General features: G+C 69.9%; 16 protein-coding genes. 9 read left to right on the top strand and 7 right to left on the bottom strand.

Annotated elements, in window-relative coordinates:
• Positions 1 to 39: 39 nt before the first annotated feature.
• Positions 40 to 1,575: a sugar transferase gene (locus AC3A3J_RS15175; RefSeq protein WP_487673053.1), complete on the bottom strand. Its 1,536-nt coding sequence runs from the start codon at positions 1,573 to 1,575 to the stop codon at positions 40 to 42.
• Between the two features lie 355 nt (positions 1,576 to 1,930).
• Between AC3A3J_RS15175 and AC3A3J_RS15170 the strand changes: the two genes are divergently transcribed.
• The 3 genes from AC3A3J_RS15170 (at position 1,931) to AC3A3J_RS15160 (ending at position 4,761) form a co-directional block, all read left to right on the top strand.
• Positions 1,931 to 3,064: a low temperature requirement protein A gene (locus AC3A3J_RS15170; RefSeq protein WP_487673133.1), complete on the top strand. Its 1,134-nt coding sequence runs from the start codon at positions 1,931 to 1,933 to the stop codon at positions 3,062 to 3,064.
• Positions 3,065 to 3,231: 167 nt separating this feature from the next.
• A complete protein-coding gene (locus AC3A3J_RS15165) occupies positions 3,232 to 3,501 on the top strand; it encodes a hypothetical protein (protein WP_487673052.1) in 270 nt (89 codons plus the stop codon).
• 153 nt (positions 3,502 to 3,654) lie between these two features.
• Positions 3,655 to 4,761, top strand: coding sequence for a fatty acid desaturase family protein (locus tag AC3A3J_RS15160; protein WP_487673132.1), 1,107 nt, complete (start codon positions 3,655 to 3,657; stop codon positions 4,759 to 4,761).
• A gap of 69 nt (positions 4,762 to 4,830) precedes the next feature.
• Here AC3A3J_RS15160 and AC3A3J_RS15155 read toward each other — a convergent pair whose 3' ends face one another.
• The 3 genes from AC3A3J_RS15155 to AC3A3J_RS15145 form a co-directional block, all read right to left on the bottom strand.
• A complete protein-coding gene (locus AC3A3J_RS15155) occupies positions 4,831 to 6,216 on the bottom strand; it encodes a cell division initiation protein (RefSeq protein WP_487673051.1) in 1,386 nt (461 codons plus the stop codon).
• 199 nt (positions 6,217 to 6,415) lie between these two features.
• Positions 6,416 to 6,940: a hypothetical protein gene (locus AC3A3J_RS15150; protein WP_487673050.1), complete on the bottom strand. Its 525-nt coding sequence runs from the start codon at positions 6,938 to 6,940 to the stop codon at positions 6,416 to 6,418.
• A 21-nt stretch (positions 6,941 to 6,961) separates the two neighbouring features.
• Positions 6,962 to 7,282 (bottom strand): DUF7882 family protein, encoded by a 321-nt coding sequence (locus AC3A3J_RS15145; RefSeq protein WP_487673049.1) that lies wholly within the window; start codon positions 7,280 to 7,282, stop codon positions 6,962 to 6,964.
• Between the two features lie 146 nt (positions 7,283 to 7,428).
• On the opposite strand from AC3A3J_RS15145, the gene AC3A3J_RS15140 reads away from it, so the two are divergent.
• Together AC3A3J_RS15140 and AC3A3J_RS15135 are read left to right on the top strand one after the other, a co-directional pair.
• Positions 7,429 to 8,745 carry a peptidoglycan DD-metalloendopeptidase family protein gene (locus tag AC3A3J_RS15140; RefSeq protein WP_487673048.1) on the top strand — a complete coding sequence of 439 codons (1,317 nt, stop codon included), beginning with the start codon at positions 7,429 to 7,431 and terminating at the stop codon, positions 8,743 to 8,745.
• A gap of 47 nt (positions 8,746 to 8,792) precedes the next feature.
• Positions 8,793 to 9,266: a hypothetical protein gene (locus AC3A3J_RS15135; protein WP_487673047.1), complete on the top strand. Its 474-nt coding sequence runs from the start codon at positions 8,793 to 8,795 to the stop codon at positions 9,264 to 9,266.
• A gap of 110 nt (positions 9,267 to 9,376) precedes the next feature.
• Here the strand turns inward: AC3A3J_RS15135 and AC3A3J_RS15130 are convergent, their stop codons facing one another.
• Both AC3A3J_RS15130 and AC3A3J_RS15125 read right to left on the bottom strand, forming a co-directional pair.
• Positions 9,377 to 11,350 (bottom strand): S1 family peptidase, encoded by a 1,974-nt coding sequence (locus AC3A3J_RS15130; protein ID WP_487673046.1) that lies wholly within the window; start codon positions 11,348 to 11,350, stop codon positions 9,377 to 9,379.
• Between the two features lie 162 nt (positions 11,351 to 11,512).
• A complete protein-coding gene (locus AC3A3J_RS15125; RefSeq protein ID WP_487673045.1) occupies positions 11,513 to 12,913 on the bottom strand; it encodes a threonine/serine exporter family protein in 1,401 nt (466 codons plus the stop codon).
• A gap of 244 nt (positions 12,914 to 13,157) precedes the next feature.
• Between AC3A3J_RS15125 and AC3A3J_RS15120 the strand changes: the two genes are divergently transcribed.
• Entirely contained in the window at positions 13,158 to 13,433 is a 276-nt protein-coding gene (locus AC3A3J_RS15120) for a helix-turn-helix domain-containing protein (protein WP_487673044.1), read from the top strand.
• A gap of 98 nt (positions 13,434 to 13,531) precedes the next feature.
• Positions 13,532 to 13,747, top strand: a complete 216-nt coding sequence (locus AC3A3J_RS15115; protein ID WP_487673043.1) for a hypothetical protein — start codon at positions 13,532 to 13,534, stop codon at positions 13,745 to 13,747.
• A 265-nt stretch (positions 13,748 to 14,012) separates the two neighbouring features.
• On the opposite strand, the gene AC3A3J_RS15110 is transcribed toward AC3A3J_RS15115, so the two are convergent.
• Entirely contained in the window at positions 14,013 to 15,428 is a 1,416-nt protein-coding gene (locus tag AC3A3J_RS15110; protein WP_487673042.1) for a PucR family transcriptional regulator, read from the bottom strand.
• A gap of 115 nt (positions 15,429 to 15,543) precedes the next feature.
• Here AC3A3J_RS15110 and AC3A3J_RS15105 point away from each other — a divergent pair, with 115 nt between their 5' ends.
• Both AC3A3J_RS15105 and AC3A3J_RS15100 read left to right on the top strand, forming a co-directional pair.
• Positions 15,544 to 16,641 (top strand): alcohol dehydrogenase catalytic domain-containing protein, encoded by a 1,098-nt coding sequence (locus AC3A3J_RS15105; protein WP_487673041.1) that lies wholly within the window; start codon positions 15,544 to 15,546, stop codon positions 16,639 to 16,641.
• A gap of 54 nt (positions 16,642 to 16,695) precedes the next feature.
• Positions 16,696 to 18,132 (top strand): APC family permease, encoded by a 1,437-nt coding sequence (locus AC3A3J_RS15100; protein WP_487673040.1) that lies wholly within the window; start codon positions 16,696 to 16,698, stop codon positions 18,130 to 18,132.
• Positions 18,133 to 18,211 lie beyond the last annotated feature (79 nt).

Genomic DNA, 18,211 nt, shown 5'->3' with positions numbered 1-18,211 from the left:
GGGTGCACCCGCATGGCGGATGCACCCTCTCTGTCTCTGTCAGTAGGCCCCGCTCGGCTGCACCATGACCTTGGCTGTGCGCCACATGATCTGCAGGTCGTTCATGACGGACCAGTTCTCGACGTAGCGCAGGTCGAGTCGCACGCTCTCGTCCCACGACAGGTCGCTGCGCCCCGAGATCTGCCACAGGCCGGTGATGCCGGGTTTGATGTACAGCCGACGGAACACCGTGCCGTCGTACGCCGTCACCTCGCTGGGCAGCGGGGGACGCGGCCCGACGACGCTCATGTCGCCGATCAGCACGTTCCAGAACTGCGGCAGCTCGTCGAGCGAGAGTTTGCGCAGCACGCGGCCCACCCGCGTGACGCGGGGGTCGGCCTTCATCTTGAACAGCAGTCCGGAACCCTCGTTCTGGTCCTGCAACGCGGCGAGCCGCGCCTCGGCATCCGTCGTCATCGAGCGGAGCTTGACCATGCGGAAGCTCCGACCGTCGCGGCCGACGCGCTCCTGGTGGAAGAACACCGGCCCCCGGGAGTCGAGCTTGATGGCGAGCGCGAGCGCCGGCAGGATCAGGCCGATCGGCACGAGAGCGATCGCCGAGACGACGATGTCGAGCGCCCGCTTCATCACATGCTTGCCGCCCTCGTACGTCGGGATCTGCACCTGGATCAACGGCAGGCCTTCGACCGGCGCGAATGAAATGCGCGGACCTGCGACGTCGGTCAGGCGGCTCGAGAGCACGAGTTCGGCGGCGGCACCCTCGAGCTGCCAGCTCAGGTGCTTGACGAAGTCCTCCTCGCCCTCCGGGTGGCTCGCAACGATGATCGTGTCGGCGCCGAGCTCGCTGGCGACGGTCGCCACCGTGCGCGAGTTGCCGAGCACCGGGAAGCGGATGCCGTCGACCTCGATGTCGCGCGCGTTGCCGTCGAGCAGCGTCGCGCCCACGACCTGATACCCCGACGCCCCGATCGGATGCAGCGTGCGGATGACGTAGTCGACGGCACGGCGGTCGCCGACGACGAGCGTGCGGGAGGCGAAGCGCCCCTCGCGGCGCTCGGCGACCAGCCAGTGCCGCCATACCCACCGCGTCAGAAGAAGCAGCAGCAGGCCGAACGGGAACCCGACGAGCAGCACGAGGCGCATCGACTCCCACTCGACGATCACTGCGACGAACGCGACCAGTCCGAAGGCCAGGCCGCTCGCGTGGGCGACGCCACGGTACTCCGTCGCGCTGGCCCGGAACAGCGCCGCGTCTCTGGTGTGCAGAGCGCCGAGCATCACGAACCACAGCCCGGCGAGGGGCAGGCTCGCGACGAGTACCTGCACCGAGGCCTCGCCTCGGGTCAGCTGGATCGCCGCCGTCAGGGCGACGGCGAGCAGGATGGCAGCCGCATCCGTCGTCCGCAGTCGCATCCGATATCGCCGTTCCCACTGACGGCGGCGTTCCAGCGTTGCGGAGACGCGCGGTGAGACCACCGAACGCGGCACCGGCAGTGCGGCTCGTGGAGCGGCGGCGACCGGCACGAATGCCGAACCTGCGCGAGCGATGCCGACGGCATCCTCTACGGAGGTCATGCCGTGGCCCCTCGAGCCATGAATGTACGCAGATATCCCCAGTGCGCCATTGTTTCCCCAGATTCCCCAAATCCGCGAGCCCCACGCTCACGGGTTCGTCTGCATACCCGACCCCTCGGGCCTCGCGTTCGTCCGTGATCCCACATCACGGTCGCTGCATCCTCCGTCCCACACGGTGGATGCGTACAGCGAGAGCTGCAGACGTCGTCAGCATAGCCCACCGCGGCGTTGCAGGGAAGGTGCGATCGGCGTGCCGTGAGGAGCGTTCGTCGTCGAGCGCGGCGCGCGGCGCCGACGGGTCTAATCTGGCGCGGTGACGTCGAACAGCACCCCGGCGCGGCGGGGCCTCACCCGCATGATCCCCCGAGATGCACGACAGCCTCATCGGGTGGCGAGTTCGCTCGAGTTGTTCTTCGATCTCGTGTTCGTCGTCGCCGTCAGCATCGCGTCGGCACAGCTGCACCACGCGTTCAGCGCCGGGCACGTGCTGCACGGGCTCACCTCGTTCGCGATGCTGTTCTTCGCCATCTGGTGGGCGTGGATGAATTTCGCGTGGTTCGCCACCGCATTCGACACCGACGACTGGCTCTACCGCGTGACGACCATCGTGCAGATGGGCGGTGTGCTGGTGCTCGCGGCCGGGATCCCCGACGCCTTCGAGCACGGGCGGTACGGGATCGTCGTGGCGGGCTACGTCGTGATGCGCATCGCGATGGTCGCACAGTGGCTGCGGGCCTCGCGCAGCGCGGGGCGACTGAGGCGGGCGACCCTGCGCTACGCCGCGGGAATCGCGGGCGTGCAGGTGCTCTGGGTCCTCTTCCTGTTCCTGCCGACGGGCGCGATCCAGATCGGGGCGTTCGTGGTCTTCGCGTTGCTGGAGATGTCGGTGCCGATCGTCGCGGAGCGCGAGGTGCGAACGCCGTGGCATCCGCACCACATCACCGAGCGCTACGGGCTCTTCACGCTGATCGTGCTCGGCGAGAGTCTGCTGGCGTCGGCCAATGCGATCATCGATGCCCTGCACGAGGCCGACTCGTTCCTCCCCTTCCTCTCGATCTCCGTGCTCACTCTCGTCGTGACGGCCGCGCTGTGGTGGATCTACTTCTGGCCCGAGCACCACACGGCGGTCGGCTCGTTCGGTCGCTCGCTGCGGTACGGGTACCTGCACTACTTCGTCTTCGCGGCCGCCGCCGCGTTCTCCTCGGGCGTCGAGACCGAACTCGACGTGCTCACCGGCGACAGCGTCCTGTCGAGCACCGCCGCGTCGTTCACCGTGACGGTGCCGATCGCGGTCTTCCTGCTCTGCGTCTGGTGGCTGGTCATCCGCCCCGCCCGCGATCGCGTCATCGACGTCGTGATGCCGGGAGGGGCGGTGCTCGTCCTGCTCGACCCCATCCTTCCCGTGCCCGTCGCCCTCACCGCCGGAATCGTAGCGGCGATCGTCGTCGTGCTGGTGGTTCGCGGGTCGGCGGCCCGGCCCCGCCCCTGACCGCTCTGCTATATTGGGTATGCAACGTGCGTGCATCGCCCCTCTCGGCGCCCACGTCGCCACTGATCAGGGCCATTCCGGACCATGCGCATCGATGCGCGCGGCATCCGCCCCGATCCTCCACCGCGGAGCGCTCGCGCGCCCGCCCCGAAGCAATGAGCATCATCATGAGTACGACCACCATTCATCCGACCGACCCCCTGGCCTGGAAGCAGGCCGACGTCGACGTGCACGTCGCGACCCGTGGCGGCGAGTACGCCGGATTCGTCGAGTACGACGGTTCGGCCCACCTCGTGCGCGACGCGCACGGCACCGAGCTCGGCGCGTTCCCCGAACTCGCCGCGGCCCGGCGCGCTCTGGAGATCTCCCACGAGACGCCCAGGTTCCACCCGTGGACCGCAGTTTTCCGCCGCGGGCCGCGGCGCGTCAGGGCCTGATCGCGACGAAACCCCTCCGAACCCCGGTCCGGAGGGGTTTCGTATGCCCCCTGCCGTATGCGGGCGGGGTTAGCCTGAGGTCAGCGAACGGCATCCGCCCTTGGCTTCCATGGCTCAAGGGCTCCCGATCGGCAGGAGTGCATCATCTCCACCATTCAGCTCGACCAGACGTCGTCCACCCTCGGACCGGTCCGGCAGACCTATTCCGGCAACGCCGACTTCCCACCGATGGCGCGCGCGTATCGCGACGTGCAGCAGGTCGTCAAAGAGACCGGGCTGATGCGCCGCACGCCCGTCTTCTACTCTCTCGTCGCCGGCGGGCTCGCCCTGGGCTTCGGCGGCGTCATCACCGGTTTCGTGCTGCTGGGCGACAGCTGGTTCCAGCTGCTCATGGCCGCCGCCCTCGGCATCCTCTTCACCCAGGTCGCGTTCCTCGCGCATGAGGCGGCGCACCGGCAGATCCTCAGTTCCGGCCCGGCGAACCTGCGCCTCGCGCGCATCCTCGCGGCGGGTGCCGTGGGCATGAGCTACCACTGGTGGGACTCCAAGCACACGCGTCACCACGGCAACCCGAACCAGGTCGGCAAGGACCCCGACATCGACGTCGACACGATCTCGTTCCTCGAGACCGACGCCGCCCGGTCGCGGGGCCTCGTGCGCATGATCACCCGCCGACAGGGCTGGCTGTTCTTCCCGCTCCTGCTGCTCGAAGGGCTGAACCTGCACGTCATCAGCCTGAAGCATCTGACCACGCAGAAGAACGTCAAGGGCCGGTGGATCGAACTGTCGCTCATCGCCGTGCGACTGTCGCTGGTCATCGTGCCGGTGTTCCTGTTCCTGCCCCTCGGTATGGCATTCGCCTTCCTGGGTGTGCAGCTCGCGGTGTTCGGCGTGTACATGGGTGCCTCGTTCGCCCCGAACCACAAGGGCATGCCGGTCATCGCGCCGGACGCGCGCCTCGACTTCTTCTCGAAGCAGGTGCGCACGTCGCGCAACGTCAACGGCGGATGGTGGGCCACGTGGCTCATGGGCGGTCTGAACCACCAGGTCGAGCACCACCTCTTCCCGAACATGTCGCGGCTGCACCTGTCGAAGGCCCGCGGCATCGTTCGCGACTATTGCGCGGCGCACAACATCCCGTACACCGAGACGAGCCTGCTGCGCTCCTATGCGATCGTCATCGCCTACCTCAACCGGGTCGGTCTTGCGGCCCGCGATCCGTTCGACTGCCCGGCAGCCGCGCAGATGCGGCGCGCGTAGCACCGTCATCCCTGCACACGAGAGAGGCCCGGACATCGCGTCCGGGCCTCTCTCGTGCGTTGCCGTGGGTCAGCGCGCGTCGTCGTCGCTCTCGACGACCTCGATCGTGATCCGCTCGAGCGGGCCCTCGCCGGCCGCCTCGTCGTCGAGCACCTCGTCGCCGAGGAACTCCTCGACCGGGGCGTCGTCGGCGACGGCGATCCCCGTGCCGACCGATGCCGTGGAAGCCTGATCGCCGTCGGCGGGGAAGACACCGTCGGGGCGGATCATCTCGCGCACCTCGGCCATGAAGCTCGACAGCTGCTGCTGCTGCCACCGCAGCTGACGGGTGCGGTCTTCGGCGTCGCGCAGCACGGTGTTCGTGTGGGTGGTGACGGCGTCGACGATCTTCTGCGACTTCACCCGCGCGCGGTCGAGCGTCTCGCGTGCGCGCACCTGCGCGTCGGCCTCGATCGATTGCGCCTGCGATCGCATGAGCCGTTCGTAGTCGTCGGCCTTCGCCGAGATGCGCTGTGCGTGCTCCAGCGACGCGGTGACCTGCTCGTTCGCGTCGTTCGTGATGCGCTCGGCATGAGCGACCGCCTGGTTGTGCAGCACGAGGAACTCCTGCTGCGCGTCGTCCTGACGGCGGGTGAGCGTCTCCTCGAACTCCAGTACGCGCGCGTTCATCTCGCGTACGTCGCGCTCGGCGTCGGCGCGCAGCTGCGAGGTCTCGCGCGTCACGAGCGAACGCAGCGCGGCCGCGCCCTTCTCGGCTTCCGTGCGGATGGCCGTGGCCTCCTGAGAAGCCTGGTTGACCTTCTCGGCCGCGTGCGCCGACTCGCGCTCGATGCGCGCTTCGTGAGCGGTGTACTCGGTGTCCATCTTCAGCCGAACCTGGTCGGCGTCGCGTTCGGCCTGCGAGATGATGCGCGCCGCATCCGCCTCTGCTTCGGCGCGCTGGGATGCGACCTCTTCGCGTGCGGCCGCCATCAGCCGGTCGGCCTGCACCGCGGCGTTCTGGATGAGGACGTTCGCCTGCTCCTCGGCGACCCGGAGGATGGCCTCGAACTGCTGGCGGGACGGCGCCTCCTCGCCGTCCGGCGCCGGGGCGTCGACGAGCTCGGAGGTGAGGGTGGCGACCTGCTGTTCGAGGGTGGAGGTCTGCGCCTTGAGCGCGGTGAGTTCGGCCTCGAGCTCGTCACGGGCCGATCCCTCCTCCGAGCGCAGCGCGTCGAGCGCGTCGGCGTGGCGCACCTCTGCATCGGCGAGGTCGGCCTTGGCCTGCTGCAGCTGATTGCGCAGGGTGGAGAGAGCGGAGTCGACCTCGTTCTTGTCGTAGCCGCGGAAGCCGATGGTGAAGGCTGCGGGTGCGCCGTTCGACGCCGATCCGGAAGGCGTGGGCTCGATCAGCTGGTCGAAGAAGTCGGGGGAGCGGTCGTCGTCACGCTCGCCGGATCCGGTGTTGTCGCTCATGCGGGATGCCTCTCTGGCGCAGGTCGCGGGGACCGAGGGATGTCGTGTGGGCCGATGCCAGGACGTCGACCGGCCGTACCGGCGGTCGCTGACACCGCCTCAGCCTAGTCACGTCGCCTGGGAGTCGGACACCCCGTCGGCGCTCGCACGGACCCGCCGCCGCCGCGGGGCCGACGGGTCCGGCAGGGCGCTCGGAGCGTCAGCGGTCGAGCATCCAGCGGGCGTTCTTCGCATCGAGCAGCCCGCCCCGGAGGAACTCCAGATGCGGGCCCTCGCTGACCGCCACCCCGCGGGACGCGGCGGCCGCGGTGATCCGCCCGCGCAGCTCCGTCCAGAACGGCGCGGTCTGGGGGAAGCCCATGTACTCGCGGAACGTCTCGATCTGCACCCGGCTGCCGGCAGGGTCGGGCACCAGCCGCACTGTGGTGTCGTCGTGCTCGACGAAGCGGATGCCGTAGCCACCGTCGTCGCGCACCGAGAAGTCCTTCGGCTTCGCGGCGACGGCCTCGCCGACGATCTCGCGCGCCGTGTGCTCGGGTGCGTGGACGACCAGTGTCGTGCCGAACTCCGTGAGGACCTTCACGAGCTGGGTGGCGGCGAACCGTCGACCGGCCCGCTCGCCCGCCGCGGACGCCTTCCCGTTCGCCCACCTGCGCAGGAAGGGCGCGCCGACGATGATCGCGAGCACGAGCAGTCCGAGCAGGATGTACGTCGGGTTGTCCACCGGCACAGCGTAGCGGGCGGGTCAGCGCCCGTGCGGCCCCTCGGAGGCGAGCACGTGGTCGAGCACGAGCTCGCCGGTCGCGTTGAGGTGCTGCATCATCTCGGTCACGCGTCGGGGATCGATCTCGGAGACCTGAGCCTCGTCGAAGCCGAACTGCAGGGGGATGGTGGGGTGGATCCAGACCGTGGCGCGCCGATCCGGCCCGCCGTCGCGCGGCATCCAGGTCATCATGAAGCTCTCCTGGCGACGGAGCTTGGTGGCGATGACGATCTTGAGGTGCGCCAGCGTCTCGTCCTCGATCACGATCGGATCGGAGGTGCCGTCGTACTTGAGTCTGCCCATAGGTGAAATGTACGTCTTTCGCGCCCGCAGCGCATGCTCGGTGATGACGGTGCGCGTCCGTTCCACCGGAGCGGTCGGCGCTGGTACCGTGACCTCGGAGGACACCTCGTCCCCTGGGGCCGAACGAGTACGAGGAACAACGTGTCATGAAGGCAGCGTCACGCCCGCGCCTCGCCCGGATCGGCGCGCTCGCCGTTCTCGCGATCGCTCTCGGGTCCCTCCTCCCGGCGGCGGGGGCCGAGTCGGCGTCGGCGGCCACCGACGGCAAGATGGTGGCGCCCGCCTCGGGCAACATCCAGTCGAAGGTCGGCGACGGCTGCCGCGACAACTACCGCAAGCACGACGGCATCGACATCTCGAACCAGGGCGGAACACCGATCCTGGCCGCGTACGACGGCGTGATCAAGACCCGCACCACGAACAGCGGCTACGGCAACTACGTCGACATCCAGCATCCGGGAGGGTACGTCACCCGGTACGGGCACATGGAGTCCCCGGGCATGCAGGGCGTCGGCACCACGGTGACCCGCGGACAGCAGATCGGCGTGGTCGGCAAGACCGGCGCGACGACCGCGTACCACCTGCACTTCGAGGTGTGGCGCAACGGTTCGGTCTACACCGCGATCAACAACGGCTTCACGTGCCTCTCGAACGTCACGCGCGGCGCCACCCTCCCGATGGAGTTCCCCGGGCTCGGCACCGTCGTCGCCCCGCGGATCCTGAGCGGCGACTTCGACCGTGACGGTCGCGCCGATCTTCTCGGCGTGGCCCCAGACGGTGACCTGCAGTTCCTCGGAGGGACGGGAGCGGGGTTCCGGGCGCCCGCCACGATCACCTCGGCGTGGGGTCTGCGCACGCACCTCACCCACACGGATCTTAACGACGACGGCCACTCCGACCTGCTCGCCGTGCGCAGCGACGGGGCTCTCGAGTTCTACCAGGGCAGCGCCGCCGCGGGCGGCGGATTCTCGGGCTTCGCGGTGATCGGGTCGGGGTGGAACGGGTTCGCCCACGTGGTCTCCGGGGCCGACTACACAGGGGATGGACGCCACGATGTGGTCACGGTGCGTGACGACACGATGCGGATCTATCCCGGCGACGGCGAGGGCGCGCTGTCGATGCCCGTGGTAACCCTCGGCACGGGGTGGAGCGTCATGACACATCTCGTCGGGGGTGATTTCACCCGCGACGGACGCGGTGATCTCCTCGCTGTGGATGACGGAGGGACCGCGTGGTTCTACCCCGGTGGCGTCAATGGGTTCGGCACGCGCGTGAGCGTGGGAAGTGCTTGGGCCTTCACGGCGCTCACTGGGGGGATCGACTACGACGGAGACGGACGGAACGACCTGCTCGCGCGAACCGCGACAGGTGAACTACGACTTCTGCCAGGAAACGGCGCCGGCGGCTTCGGTGCACCGGTGCCGTTCGGGCAGGGCTACGGCTCGTACACCGGACTCGAGTGAGCGCGCGGCGCACGTCCGCACGGTGCGGCGGTCGGTATCCTGCACGCATGCGTGCTGCCCGGTCTCTCGTCATCGCCCTCCCGCTCGTGCTGCTGCTCGCGGCATGCGCCCCCGAACCCGCGGCGACGTCGGGCGGTGGCTCGTCATCGGCGACCGCTTCCGCGCGCCCCGCGCCGTCGCCCACGGCCGAGGCGACCACGGATGCCCCCGCACCCGCACCGGCTCCCGTCGACCCGGGATTCACGGATGCCGAGCTGATCGCTCTCTGCACCGCCGAGACGCAGGCCCTCGCGCCCTCGGCGACGTATCAGCCCGAGCGGGCGACCATCGAGTGGCTCGGTGAGGCAGGACTGTGGTTCGTCGTCGTGCCCAAGACGCTCGACGATGCGCCGAGTGTCGCGGTGTGCGGCATCGGCGGCACGGCCGCGAAGCCCGACGTGCAGGTCAGCGGCGAGACGCTGCCCGGGGGAGAGAGCGACATGCGCGCGCAGATGATCGACGGGCACGAGCACCAGGACTGACCGGGCGCATCCGCCGCGTCCGAGCCTCGCGTCGCGTTCGCCGCTCGGGGGACGAAGAAGGCGGGGGGCACGGGCCGGAGCCCGTACCGCCCGCCGACGATCTTCGCGGGTCAGGCGTTCGTGCGCGTGCGCAGTCGACGCGCGGTCACGAGCGCCGCGCCGATCACGAGCATCCCGAGTCCGAGGACCGCGAACGGGGTGGGGTCACCACCGCCGGTCGCCGCGAGAGGATCGCCCGCTCCCGCTCCTGCGCCCGGAGCGGCGGCTCCTGCGCCGCCGCCGGCAACGGGCGCGGCCTCGACGGCGTAAGAGACCACCGTGCTGTTGCTCTGGCCGTTGACGGTCTGCACGACCTCGAGCACGGTGTCTCCGGCTTGAGCCGTCAGCGCGACGTTCCATGCGCCGTCCGTGACGATCGTCGAGCCGACGGCCTGGCCGTTCCGCACGACGCTGATCGAGGCGTCCTCGATGCCCGTGCCGTTCGCGGCGGCGGGAGCCTCGGCGAAGGCGTACGAGCGGCCGGCGAGCGGCGCATCGACGATCGGGGCGGTGGGGATGACGGCGAACGCCGACGTGGCGGTCGCCGAGTCGACGCCGTCGATCTCCTGCACCGCGGTGACGGAGTAGGCGTCGATACCGAGATCGACCGGGAACGACCAGGTGCCGTCCTGCTCGACGGTCGTGTCTCCCGTGACATCGCCGCTCAGGGTGACGGTCGCACCGGCGACCCCGGTTCCGGCGATCTCGGTCACCTCGGAGACGATGCGGGCGCCGTTCGCCGGAGACGTGATCGCCGGCGCGGCCGGCAGCACCTGCACGTCGAACGGCGTGACGGCCGATTCGTCGAAGCCGGAGCGTGCGACGGCGGTGTACGAGGTCTCACCCATCTCGGCCGGTGCGGGGAACGACCATGAGCCGTCCGCGCCGATCGCGACGTCGAAGGGGGTGCCACCCTCGGGGGTGACGACGAGTGTCGCGTTGGCGGGACCGGTGCCGGTCACCGTACCCCCGACGCCGAGCTGTGCAGCCGAGGTGACCACCGGGGCGTCGAGGAACAGGGCAACGGTGTATCCACCGGTGAGCGAGAGGGCGTTCTGCAGGTCCGCGGCGAACATGCGCGAGACGCCGTTCTGCGTCGAGCCTCCGGAGAGGATGCCGACCGCGGTGTTGCCCTGGATGACCGCTCCACCGGAGTCGCCCTGATCGGACGGGACGTCGGTCATGAAGCCGTACACCTGACGACCGCTGACCTCGGCCCAGCCGTTGACGCCGATGACGGTGCCCGACGTGAAGCCGGTCGTGCGTCCGGACTTGGTGACCGCGGCGCCCACCTGCGCGCTGCCCACGGCCCGGACCGGCACCGTGCTGAGGGACAGGTCGTTCTGGTCTGCGGTCTTCCAATCGGTCACCAGGGGGCGGGTGTCGAGGTCGGCATTGACGATGTCCCAGGCGGACACGTCGCTCGAGCTGAGTTCGCCGACCGTGCCCGCGCTGTTGTTCGGCCCGCCGTACTGGGAGAACGCGAGCGAGGCGAGCGGAGCGACGGGGGCCGGCTCGGTCCCCCCTGCAGCATCGTCGCCGCTGGGGAGCGTGAGCAGGCTCGCGGTGAAGGCCCCATCGCTCGTGCAGTGACCAGCCGAGACGATCGCGGGGTCGCCCTCGGGGTCCCATGCCGAGAATCCGATGGAGCACAGGCTGCCCGCGGCCTCGGGCGTCGCGGGATTGAAGCCGAAGTAGCCCGCGCCACCGACGACATCGGTGGCGGCGAGGGATGAGAAGGGGGCGTCGAGCACCTCGATGACGACGTTCGAATAGTCGTTCACGAACGCCTCGGTGGTCGCGTCGAGGCTCTCGGGGGCCGCGGTCGTATAGACGACGACCTGCCCCTCGGCGTTCGACATGACGGCCTCCACGCCGTCGGAGGTCAGGAGTGCCTTGGCGTTCGCGTCGAACGTGGCACCGCTGGTGGGCGCCGCGGCCTCGTCATCGGCGATCGCGGTGCCCGGCAGGAGCGCACTGCTCGCGGCCAGGATCAGGGCGGCCGTCGCGCCGGCCGCCGATACTCGTCTTCTCTGGGGGGTCATCTTCTCGTCTCGATAAATTCGCACTACAGAGCATGGCCGCGCGTGCTGCGACGCACGTGCCGGGACACCGACACCGTAGCGAACCTGTGAGCCGGCTGGAAGGCTTGAGGGCGAAGAAGTTCGCGAGCGGTCACCATCCGATATATCGGAGGGGCCCGGCTGTCAGCGACGCACGCGGGCTCGCGTCTTCGCCACGCCCTCGAGCGTCGCGCGCACCGGCGTGCCGAGATAGAGACCGAGGGAAGCGCCGGAGGCCAGACCGATGCCGATGATCGCCGCGTCGATCAGCGAGCCGCCCGCCCCGACCACGCCGGTCGTCGATCCGCCCGAGTGCACCATCTCGAGGAGGCCCTGGAACACGGTGACGCCAGGCACCAAGGGCACGATGGCCGCGGTGGTGACGGCGACCGACGGCACGTGCAGGTTGTGGGCGATGAGCATCCCGACGAAGCTCGCGAGCAGCGCGCCCAGCGCGCTGGCGGCCGCCGCGTTGAGACCGACGCCCGCGCCCGCGGTGTAGCCGGCGATCGTGATGGCGCTCAGCAGCGCGCTGACCAGGATGATGCGGATGCCCGCGCCATTGAACACCGCGACGGCGATGGCGATGATCACGGCGCCGGCGAAGACGGCGGGCAACGGACCGAAGGGAGCGGGATCGTCCGGGAGGTCCATCGTGAAGCCGAGGACGCCGCCCAACTCGAGCCCGACGAGGATGCCGATCACGACGCCCAGGGTCTGCATAGTCAGATCGAGGATGCGCCCGCCCGCGGTGAGCGCGAAGCCGTCGATCGCATCCTGAGCGGCCCCCACCACCGTGAGCCCGGCGAGCATCAGCACGATGCCCGAGGCGACGATGATCGACGGACGGATGCCGACGAACGGCTCAATGCCCGCAGAGCCGAGCGCCGAGACGACGACGGCGACCGCGGTCGTCACCAGCCCTCCGGCGATCTGGCTGAAGAAGAGCGGCACGCGCAGGCGGGCGAGGCCGGCCTGGGTCACGGCGGCGCACAGTGCGGCGATGAACGTGAGTCCGACGATGATCGGCGATGCGCCGAGCAGGATACTCACACCCACGGCGAGCAGCGCGCGGGCGACGACGACGACCGCCTGCTGGTAGCGGAAGGGGGTGCGGCGGATGGCGCGGAACGTGGTCCGCGCGGATTCGAGGTCGAGCCCCTGCTCGATGTCGGCGACGAGCGCCTGCACCCGCTGCAGCTTCGAATGGTCGGGGGCCGCGACGCGGACGACGCGCACCAGCGTCTCGGGCCAGACCTCGCCGCTGAGGTGGAACGAGACGGTGATGGAGTTGTAGGTCACGTCGACCTGCACGCCGCGCAGACGGTACGCCTCGCACACGCGGATGATCGCGAGCGTCACCTCGTGTGCAGACGCTCCCACGGCGAACATCGCCTCGCCGATGCGGGTCGCGAGGTCGAGCACCCGGGGCACGGTGCGCTCGTCGATGACGGGCATCGCCTCGGTGTGGGCGACGCTCGAGGGGTCGGTGTGCAGGATGCGTCGCACAGAGGACAGCAGTCGTCGGTGGGGGTTCGAGGACATGCATCCATCCTCGCGCGCGGAGCGGGTGCCGGACCGCCGCCGCGCCCGCGCGCGGGGCGAGCGGTCGCTTCCCGCTGCCCACGTCGCGGACTGTCCGAAAAAGAAAAATCAGTGCCATACGGAATTTATGAGATCGCGGTGTGTGAATAGTCGCCTGTCCAGCGGATCGAACGCCGACGGTCTTTTTTCCGGGAATATGTCCAGAATCGATGTCGGAGCTTCCGAGAGCCATTATCGTTGCAGAGTGAATTCAGCGACGGAAACCGCCATCTCGCGCCTCGACGCGGAGATCGGCCGTCGCGTCCACCTCGCGATGTGGGACCTGAAGATGTCGCAGGCCGACTTCTCCTCCCGGGTGGGCATGAGCCCGAGTTCGGTCGCCAAGCGCCTCCGCGGCTACCTGCCCTGGAGCGCGTCCCACCTGGTCCGCGCGGCCGAGGTGCTCGGCACTTCCGTCGCATTCCTCGTGGGGGAGGACCCGGCCGCAGAGCGGCGCGCGACCCGGGCCGGACACCATTGATGACCGCGGCCCCCGTTGCGCGGACGGTCATCGCCCCGTCCCCCGACCTGGACGCCCGAATCGGTCGCCGCGTTCATGAGATGCTCTGGGATCAGGGCATGCGGCAGATCGATTTCGCCGAGCGCGTCGGCATGACGCAGAGCGCAGTCGCCAAGCGCCTCCGGGGCGAACTCGGCTGGCGGTCGGGGCACCTGGTGCAGGCTGCGGTCGCGCTCCGCACCTCGGTCGCATATCTGATCGGCGAGACCGACGACGCGTCGTCGGCGGCCAACCCCGGCGCCTACACCGAGACCGTCCGCGGGCGCGACGTCTGACCCGGCGCAGGTGCCGGCGGCCCGCCCTCCGAGGGGGGTGAGGGACGGCCGACCGCCGGCGTGCAGGGGCGGATGCTGAGGGGCATCCGCAATTCTCTGCCCTCGTACTCTAATGCGCGCTCCCGTCGAGGTCGCCGACATTCTCCGTAGTGCGCAAGGATTTCACCGCGGTGCAATTCACTGATTGAACACGCATTCATCTGAATTGTCATTCAGTCAATGTCGGCATCGACCATGATCGTCGGCCGAAAATGTGGTCAGCAGCTCATCGATCGGCCGCCCGCAGCGCCAGCCACGCGGCCACCCGATCGTCCTGATCGCTCAGAGACAGACCGGTGAGGTCCTCGATCCGCCGGATACGCGCGGTCAACGTCTGGCGGTGGATGTTCAGGCGGGCGGCGCTCTCGCCCCACGCGCCGTTCGCCGCGAGGAACGTGCGCAGGGTCGCCATCAGAACCGGCCCCTGTTCGCCCGCACGAGCGGGGTCGAGCACGGTCGCGATACGACGGGTCGACTCATCGTCGAGGCGGTCGAGCACGAACCAGACCGTCGGGATCGAGCGGTACCGCACCACGCGTTCGCCCGAGGACCGGGCCGTCTCGCAGGCCTGATGCGCCTGATCGACGCTGCTCGCCGCGACCGTCGTCGACATGGGCTCGCCGATGCCCAGATGCAGGGGCGACTGGGCGGCGCGCACCCGCTCGGACAGGGCCTCGACGAGGTCGTCGCGCAGGAGTCCGTGCACGACGCCGCGCTGCGGGGCGAACACGTGCTCGGCGCCCAGCTCGTCGAGCCAGACCGCCAGCAGATGCTCGACGTCGACGCCCCCGGTGCGGGAGGCGAGCGCGAACCCCACCAGGGTCGGCTCGTGCACACCCCAGCGTCGCAGGAGCCGATCGGCCGCCTCGCCGCCGCGCAGCACCGACTCGAACATCATGGAGCGGCCGAGACGCTCGAGGTGGCTGCTGTCGCGGGTGCGCAGAAGCAGGTCGAGCAGAGCCGCCGCCTGGGAACTCAACTCTCGGCCGCGCCCCGAGCTGTCGTTGCGCGGCGCCGTGACGAGATGCGCGCTGATGTCTTCACCCGGACCCACGGGATGCACCTGCAGGGCGCGATGACGCACGCGGACGGGTCGACCGACCGCCACCGCGATGGCGTCGGAGATGTGCAGGGCGCCGGCCCCCGAGGTCGTGATCACCTCGCCGTGGCGATCGAGCAGCACCGCCCATCCGTCGATCCGGTGCGCGAGCTCGGCGACGACTCCGGTCACCCCGCTGCGACGGGCCGCGAGGGTGAGCACCCGCATCGCCGAGGTCACCGCCCGCGCCTCGGCGGCCTGGTCGACCGCGAGCAGCGCCTCGAGCGTGGGACGCAGCAGGCGATGGGGCGGCCGGGCACCGAGGATCGCGGTGATCCCGAGGTCGCGCACGGTGTCGCGGGTGCTCGCGGTGCCGCTGTGCGTGACGAGCACGGCATCCTGCAGAAGGGGGAGGCGGGGGTCGTCGGCGAGGCGGCGCAGCTGCCCCGCGCGTACGGTGACGAGCGTCGTGAACCGCGGCCCTGGGGCGACGACGAAGTCGTCGAGTCCGACGACCGAGTTCACCGGATACGCGCCGTCGACGCGCGCCTCGCGCAGGTCGCCGCCGAGGTAGCGGGCGAGGGAGATGACGTCGCGGACCACTCGTCGACTGTACGACATGTCGAACCAGTGGCGGGCTCTTCATCAAGATGTCGGGTGCCCGAAGGTCGCGACCTCTCATAGCATCGTGCCGATCGTCCCCCACCCGAAGGTGAATATGAAAGCCGTTGTCTTCCGCGACCCCGCGTCGCCCATCGAGTTCGTCGACGTCGACCTCGCCCCGCCGCGCGCCGGAGAGGTGCGCGTGCGCATCGCCGCCGCCGGCGTCTGCCACTCCGACCTGCACATCAAGCGCGGCGAGTGGGATGCCGCGGCGCCGCTCGTGATGGGCCATGAGGGCTCTGGTGTCGTCACCGAGCTCGGCGAAGGGGTGACCACGCTCGCCGTCGGCGACCACGTCGTGCTCAGCTGGGTACCGCCGTGCGGCGAGTGCCGCTACTGCCGCGCCGGCCACGAGGCGCGCTGCCAGAAGGTGGCGACCGTCGTCGCCCCGCTCGGCGTGCTCTTCGACGGCACCTCCCGCCTCAGCCGCGACGGCGAGCAGCTGCACCACTACCTCGGCGTCTCATCGTTCGCCGAAGAGGTCGTCGTCCCGGCATCCGGGGCCGTGAAGGTGCGCGACGACGCTCCGCTCGACGTCATCGCCGTCGTCGGGTGCGCCGTCGCGACCGGCGTCGGCGCGGTGCTCAACACCGCGGCCGTCGAGCCCGGATCGACCGTCGCCGTCATCGGTTGCGGCGGCGTCGGACTCAACGTCGTGCAGGGGGCCCGCCTGGCCGGAGCAGAGCGCATCGTCGCCGTCGACGTTCGCCCGGAGAAGACGCAGATGGCCCTGCAGTTCGGGGCCACCGACCGCCTCGACGCCTCGCAGGGCGACGCCGTTGAGCAGCTGCGCGACCTCATCCCCGACGGCGTCGACTACGCCTTCGATGCGATCGGACGCACGTCGACGACGGAGCAGGCCATTCGCATGCTCGGACTCGGCGGCGCTGCCGTCATCGTCGGCCTGCCGCCGACGGGAGCGAAGGCGTCGTTCGAGCCGCTCGTGCTCGCCGAGGCCGACCAGCGCATCCTCGGGTCGAACTACGGCTCGGTGCGCCCATCGATCGACGTTCCGGCGCTGGTCGACCGCTACATGGACGGTCAGCTGAAGATCGACCCGCTCATCTCGGGGCGCCGCCCGCTGTCAGAGGCGGCCGCCGCTCTCGACGATCTCGAGGCCGGCTCGGCGCTGCGCACCCTGCTCATCCCCTGACCGCCGCACCTCCCTCTTCCCCCTCCCTCACTCCGAACCCGAAACAGGAGCACCATGTCCGACACCGTCGTCGCCCCTCCCGGGGCGCCCACCGATGCGGGTCTCCGTACCGGTGTGATGAGCGGGCCCGAGCTCGCCGCCCAGGCCATCGCCAACATCGCCCCCAGTGCCGTCATCGCCTTCACCGCAGCCGCGATCTTCCTCGGCGCCGGAAACGGCACCATCTACGCGTTCGCCCTCGCGACGATCGTCATCCTCTGCGTCGGCTACTGCGTCGTGGTCTTCGCCCGCAAGCACGCGTCCGCCGGCTCGCTGTACACCTACGTGTCGAAGGGGCTCGGCCCGTTCGGCGCGTTCCTCGCCGGGGTGACCCTGCTGATCGGATGCTTCGGCATCGCCGCCGCCTCGCTCAGCGGGTCGGTCAGCTACATGGGGCAGTTCCTGACGATGCTCGGCGTGCCCGCGTCGGGCCTCGGCTGGGACATCGCTCTCGCGATCGTGCTGGGCGGCCTGGCGACGCTCTTCACCATCCGCGGCATCCGCCTCTCCGCTCGCGTCTCGCTGGTGCTCGAGCTCGTGTCGGTGAGCATCATCCTCGTGCTCCTCATCGCTGCGCTCGTCTGGGCGGGACCGGCGGCGTGGGATCCGGCGCAGGTCCTCGCGCAGGGGTCGTCGTTCCAGGGCGTCGCGGCCGGCATGGTGCTGGGCATCCTCGGCTTCGTGGGCTTCTCGTCGGCCGACGCGCTGGGACGCGAGGCGAAGGAGCCGTACAAGGCGATCCCCCGCGCGATCATGTGGAGCGCCCTCGGTGTCGGCATCCTGTACGTCTTCGCCGCGTACACGCAGATCGCGGTGCTGGGCGACGACCTCGGAACGGCCGTCAGCCCGCTCGAGAGCATGTCGGCGCTGATCGGCATGCCGAGCTGGTTCGCCGCCGTGCTCACCTTCGGAGTCGCCGCCTCGTTCTTCGCCGTGGTCGTCGCGCCGCTGAACGTGATCGGCCGCATCGTCTACGTGATGGGCAAGGAGGGTGTGGTCGCCGAGCGCTTCGGGCGCACCCACGAAGCGCACCTCACGCCGCACCGGGTGCTCATCATCGCGGGGGCGCTGGCCGTCGCCGTCGACATCGTGCTGCTCGTCGCCGGAGCCGCCACCGGCGAGATCCTGGTGTGGGTCAACACATGGGGCACCTACGGGTACATGGTCGCGTACGCCCTCGTTGCCATCGCCTGCGTCGTGTACACCCAGCGCGCGGGCATGCGGAACGGCCTGGTGTGGGTGTGCGCGACGATCGCCGTCGTGACCATGGGATACGTGTTCTTCGCGAACGTGTTCCCCGTGCCCGCGTTCCCCTACAACGTCATCCCGTACGTGTTCCTCGCGACGGTGCTGCTCGCACTCACCCGGTACGCGTTCCTCGCGCGCCGTCGCCCCGAGGTCATCGCCCGCATCGGCAACACCGAGACGAGCGCGATGGAAGGAGTGGGCTGACCCCCCCCGCATGCCCACTCCGGCTCGGCCCCGACGCGACCCGAACGCGTCGGGGCCGAGCCGTGTCACGAGAGGGGCG

This window comes from Microbacterium sp. Soil_N32 (genome assembly GCF_057655505.1).
The sequence above is the reverse complement of the archived record's forward strand: the minus strand, read 5'-3'. Positions and strand labels throughout refer to the sequence as shown.

Excerpts from the sequence above, each read along its gene's own strand:
- AC3A3J_RS15175 (WP_487673053.1), bottom strand. The coding sequence starts at position 1,575 with ATGACCTCCGTAGAGGATGCCGTCGGCATCGCTCGCGCAGGTTCGGCA.
- AC3A3J_RS15170 (WP_487673133.1), top strand. The coding sequence starts at position 1,931 with ATGATCCCCCGAGATGCACGACAGCCTCATCGGGTGGCGAGTTCGCTC.
- AC3A3J_RS15165 (WP_487673052.1), top strand. The coding sequence starts at position 3,232 with ATGAGTACGACCACCATTCATCCGACCGACCCCCTGGCCTGGAAGCAG.
- AC3A3J_RS15155 (WP_487673051.1), bottom strand. The coding sequence starts at position 6,216 with ATGAGCGACAACACCGGATCCGGCGAGCGTGACGACGACCGCTCCCCC.
- AC3A3J_RS15145 (WP_487673049.1), bottom strand. The coding sequence starts at position 7,282 with ATGGGCAGACTCAAGTACGACGGCACCTCCGATCCGATCGTGATCGAG.
- AC3A3J_RS15140 (WP_487673048.1), top strand. The coding sequence starts at position 7,429 with ATGAAGGCAGCGTCACGCCCGCGCCTCGCCCGGATCGGCGCGCTCGCC.
- AC3A3J_RS15135 (WP_487673047.1), top strand. The coding sequence starts at position 8,793 with ATGCGTGCTGCCCGGTCTCTCGTCATCGCCCTCCCGCTCGTGCTGCTG.
- AC3A3J_RS15130 (WP_487673046.1), bottom strand. The coding sequence starts at position 11,350 with ATGACCCCCCAGAGAAGACGAGTATCGGCGGCCGGCGCGACGGCCGCC.
- AC3A3J_RS15125 (WP_487673045.1), bottom strand. The coding sequence starts at position 12,913 with ATGTCCTCGAACCCCCACCGACGACTGCTGTCCTCTGTGCGACGCATC.
- AC3A3J_RS15115 (WP_487673043.1), top strand. The coding sequence starts at position 13,532 with ATGCGGCAGATCGATTTCGCCGAGCGCGTCGGCATGACGCAGAGCGCA.
- AC3A3J_RS15105 (WP_487673041.1), top strand. The coding sequence starts at position 15,544 with ATGAAAGCCGTTGTCTTCCGCGACCCCGCGTCGCCCATCGAGTTCGTC.
- AC3A3J_RS15100 (WP_487673040.1), top strand. The coding sequence starts at position 16,696 with ATGTCCGACACCGTCGTCGCCCCTCCCGGGGCGCCCACCGATGCGGGT.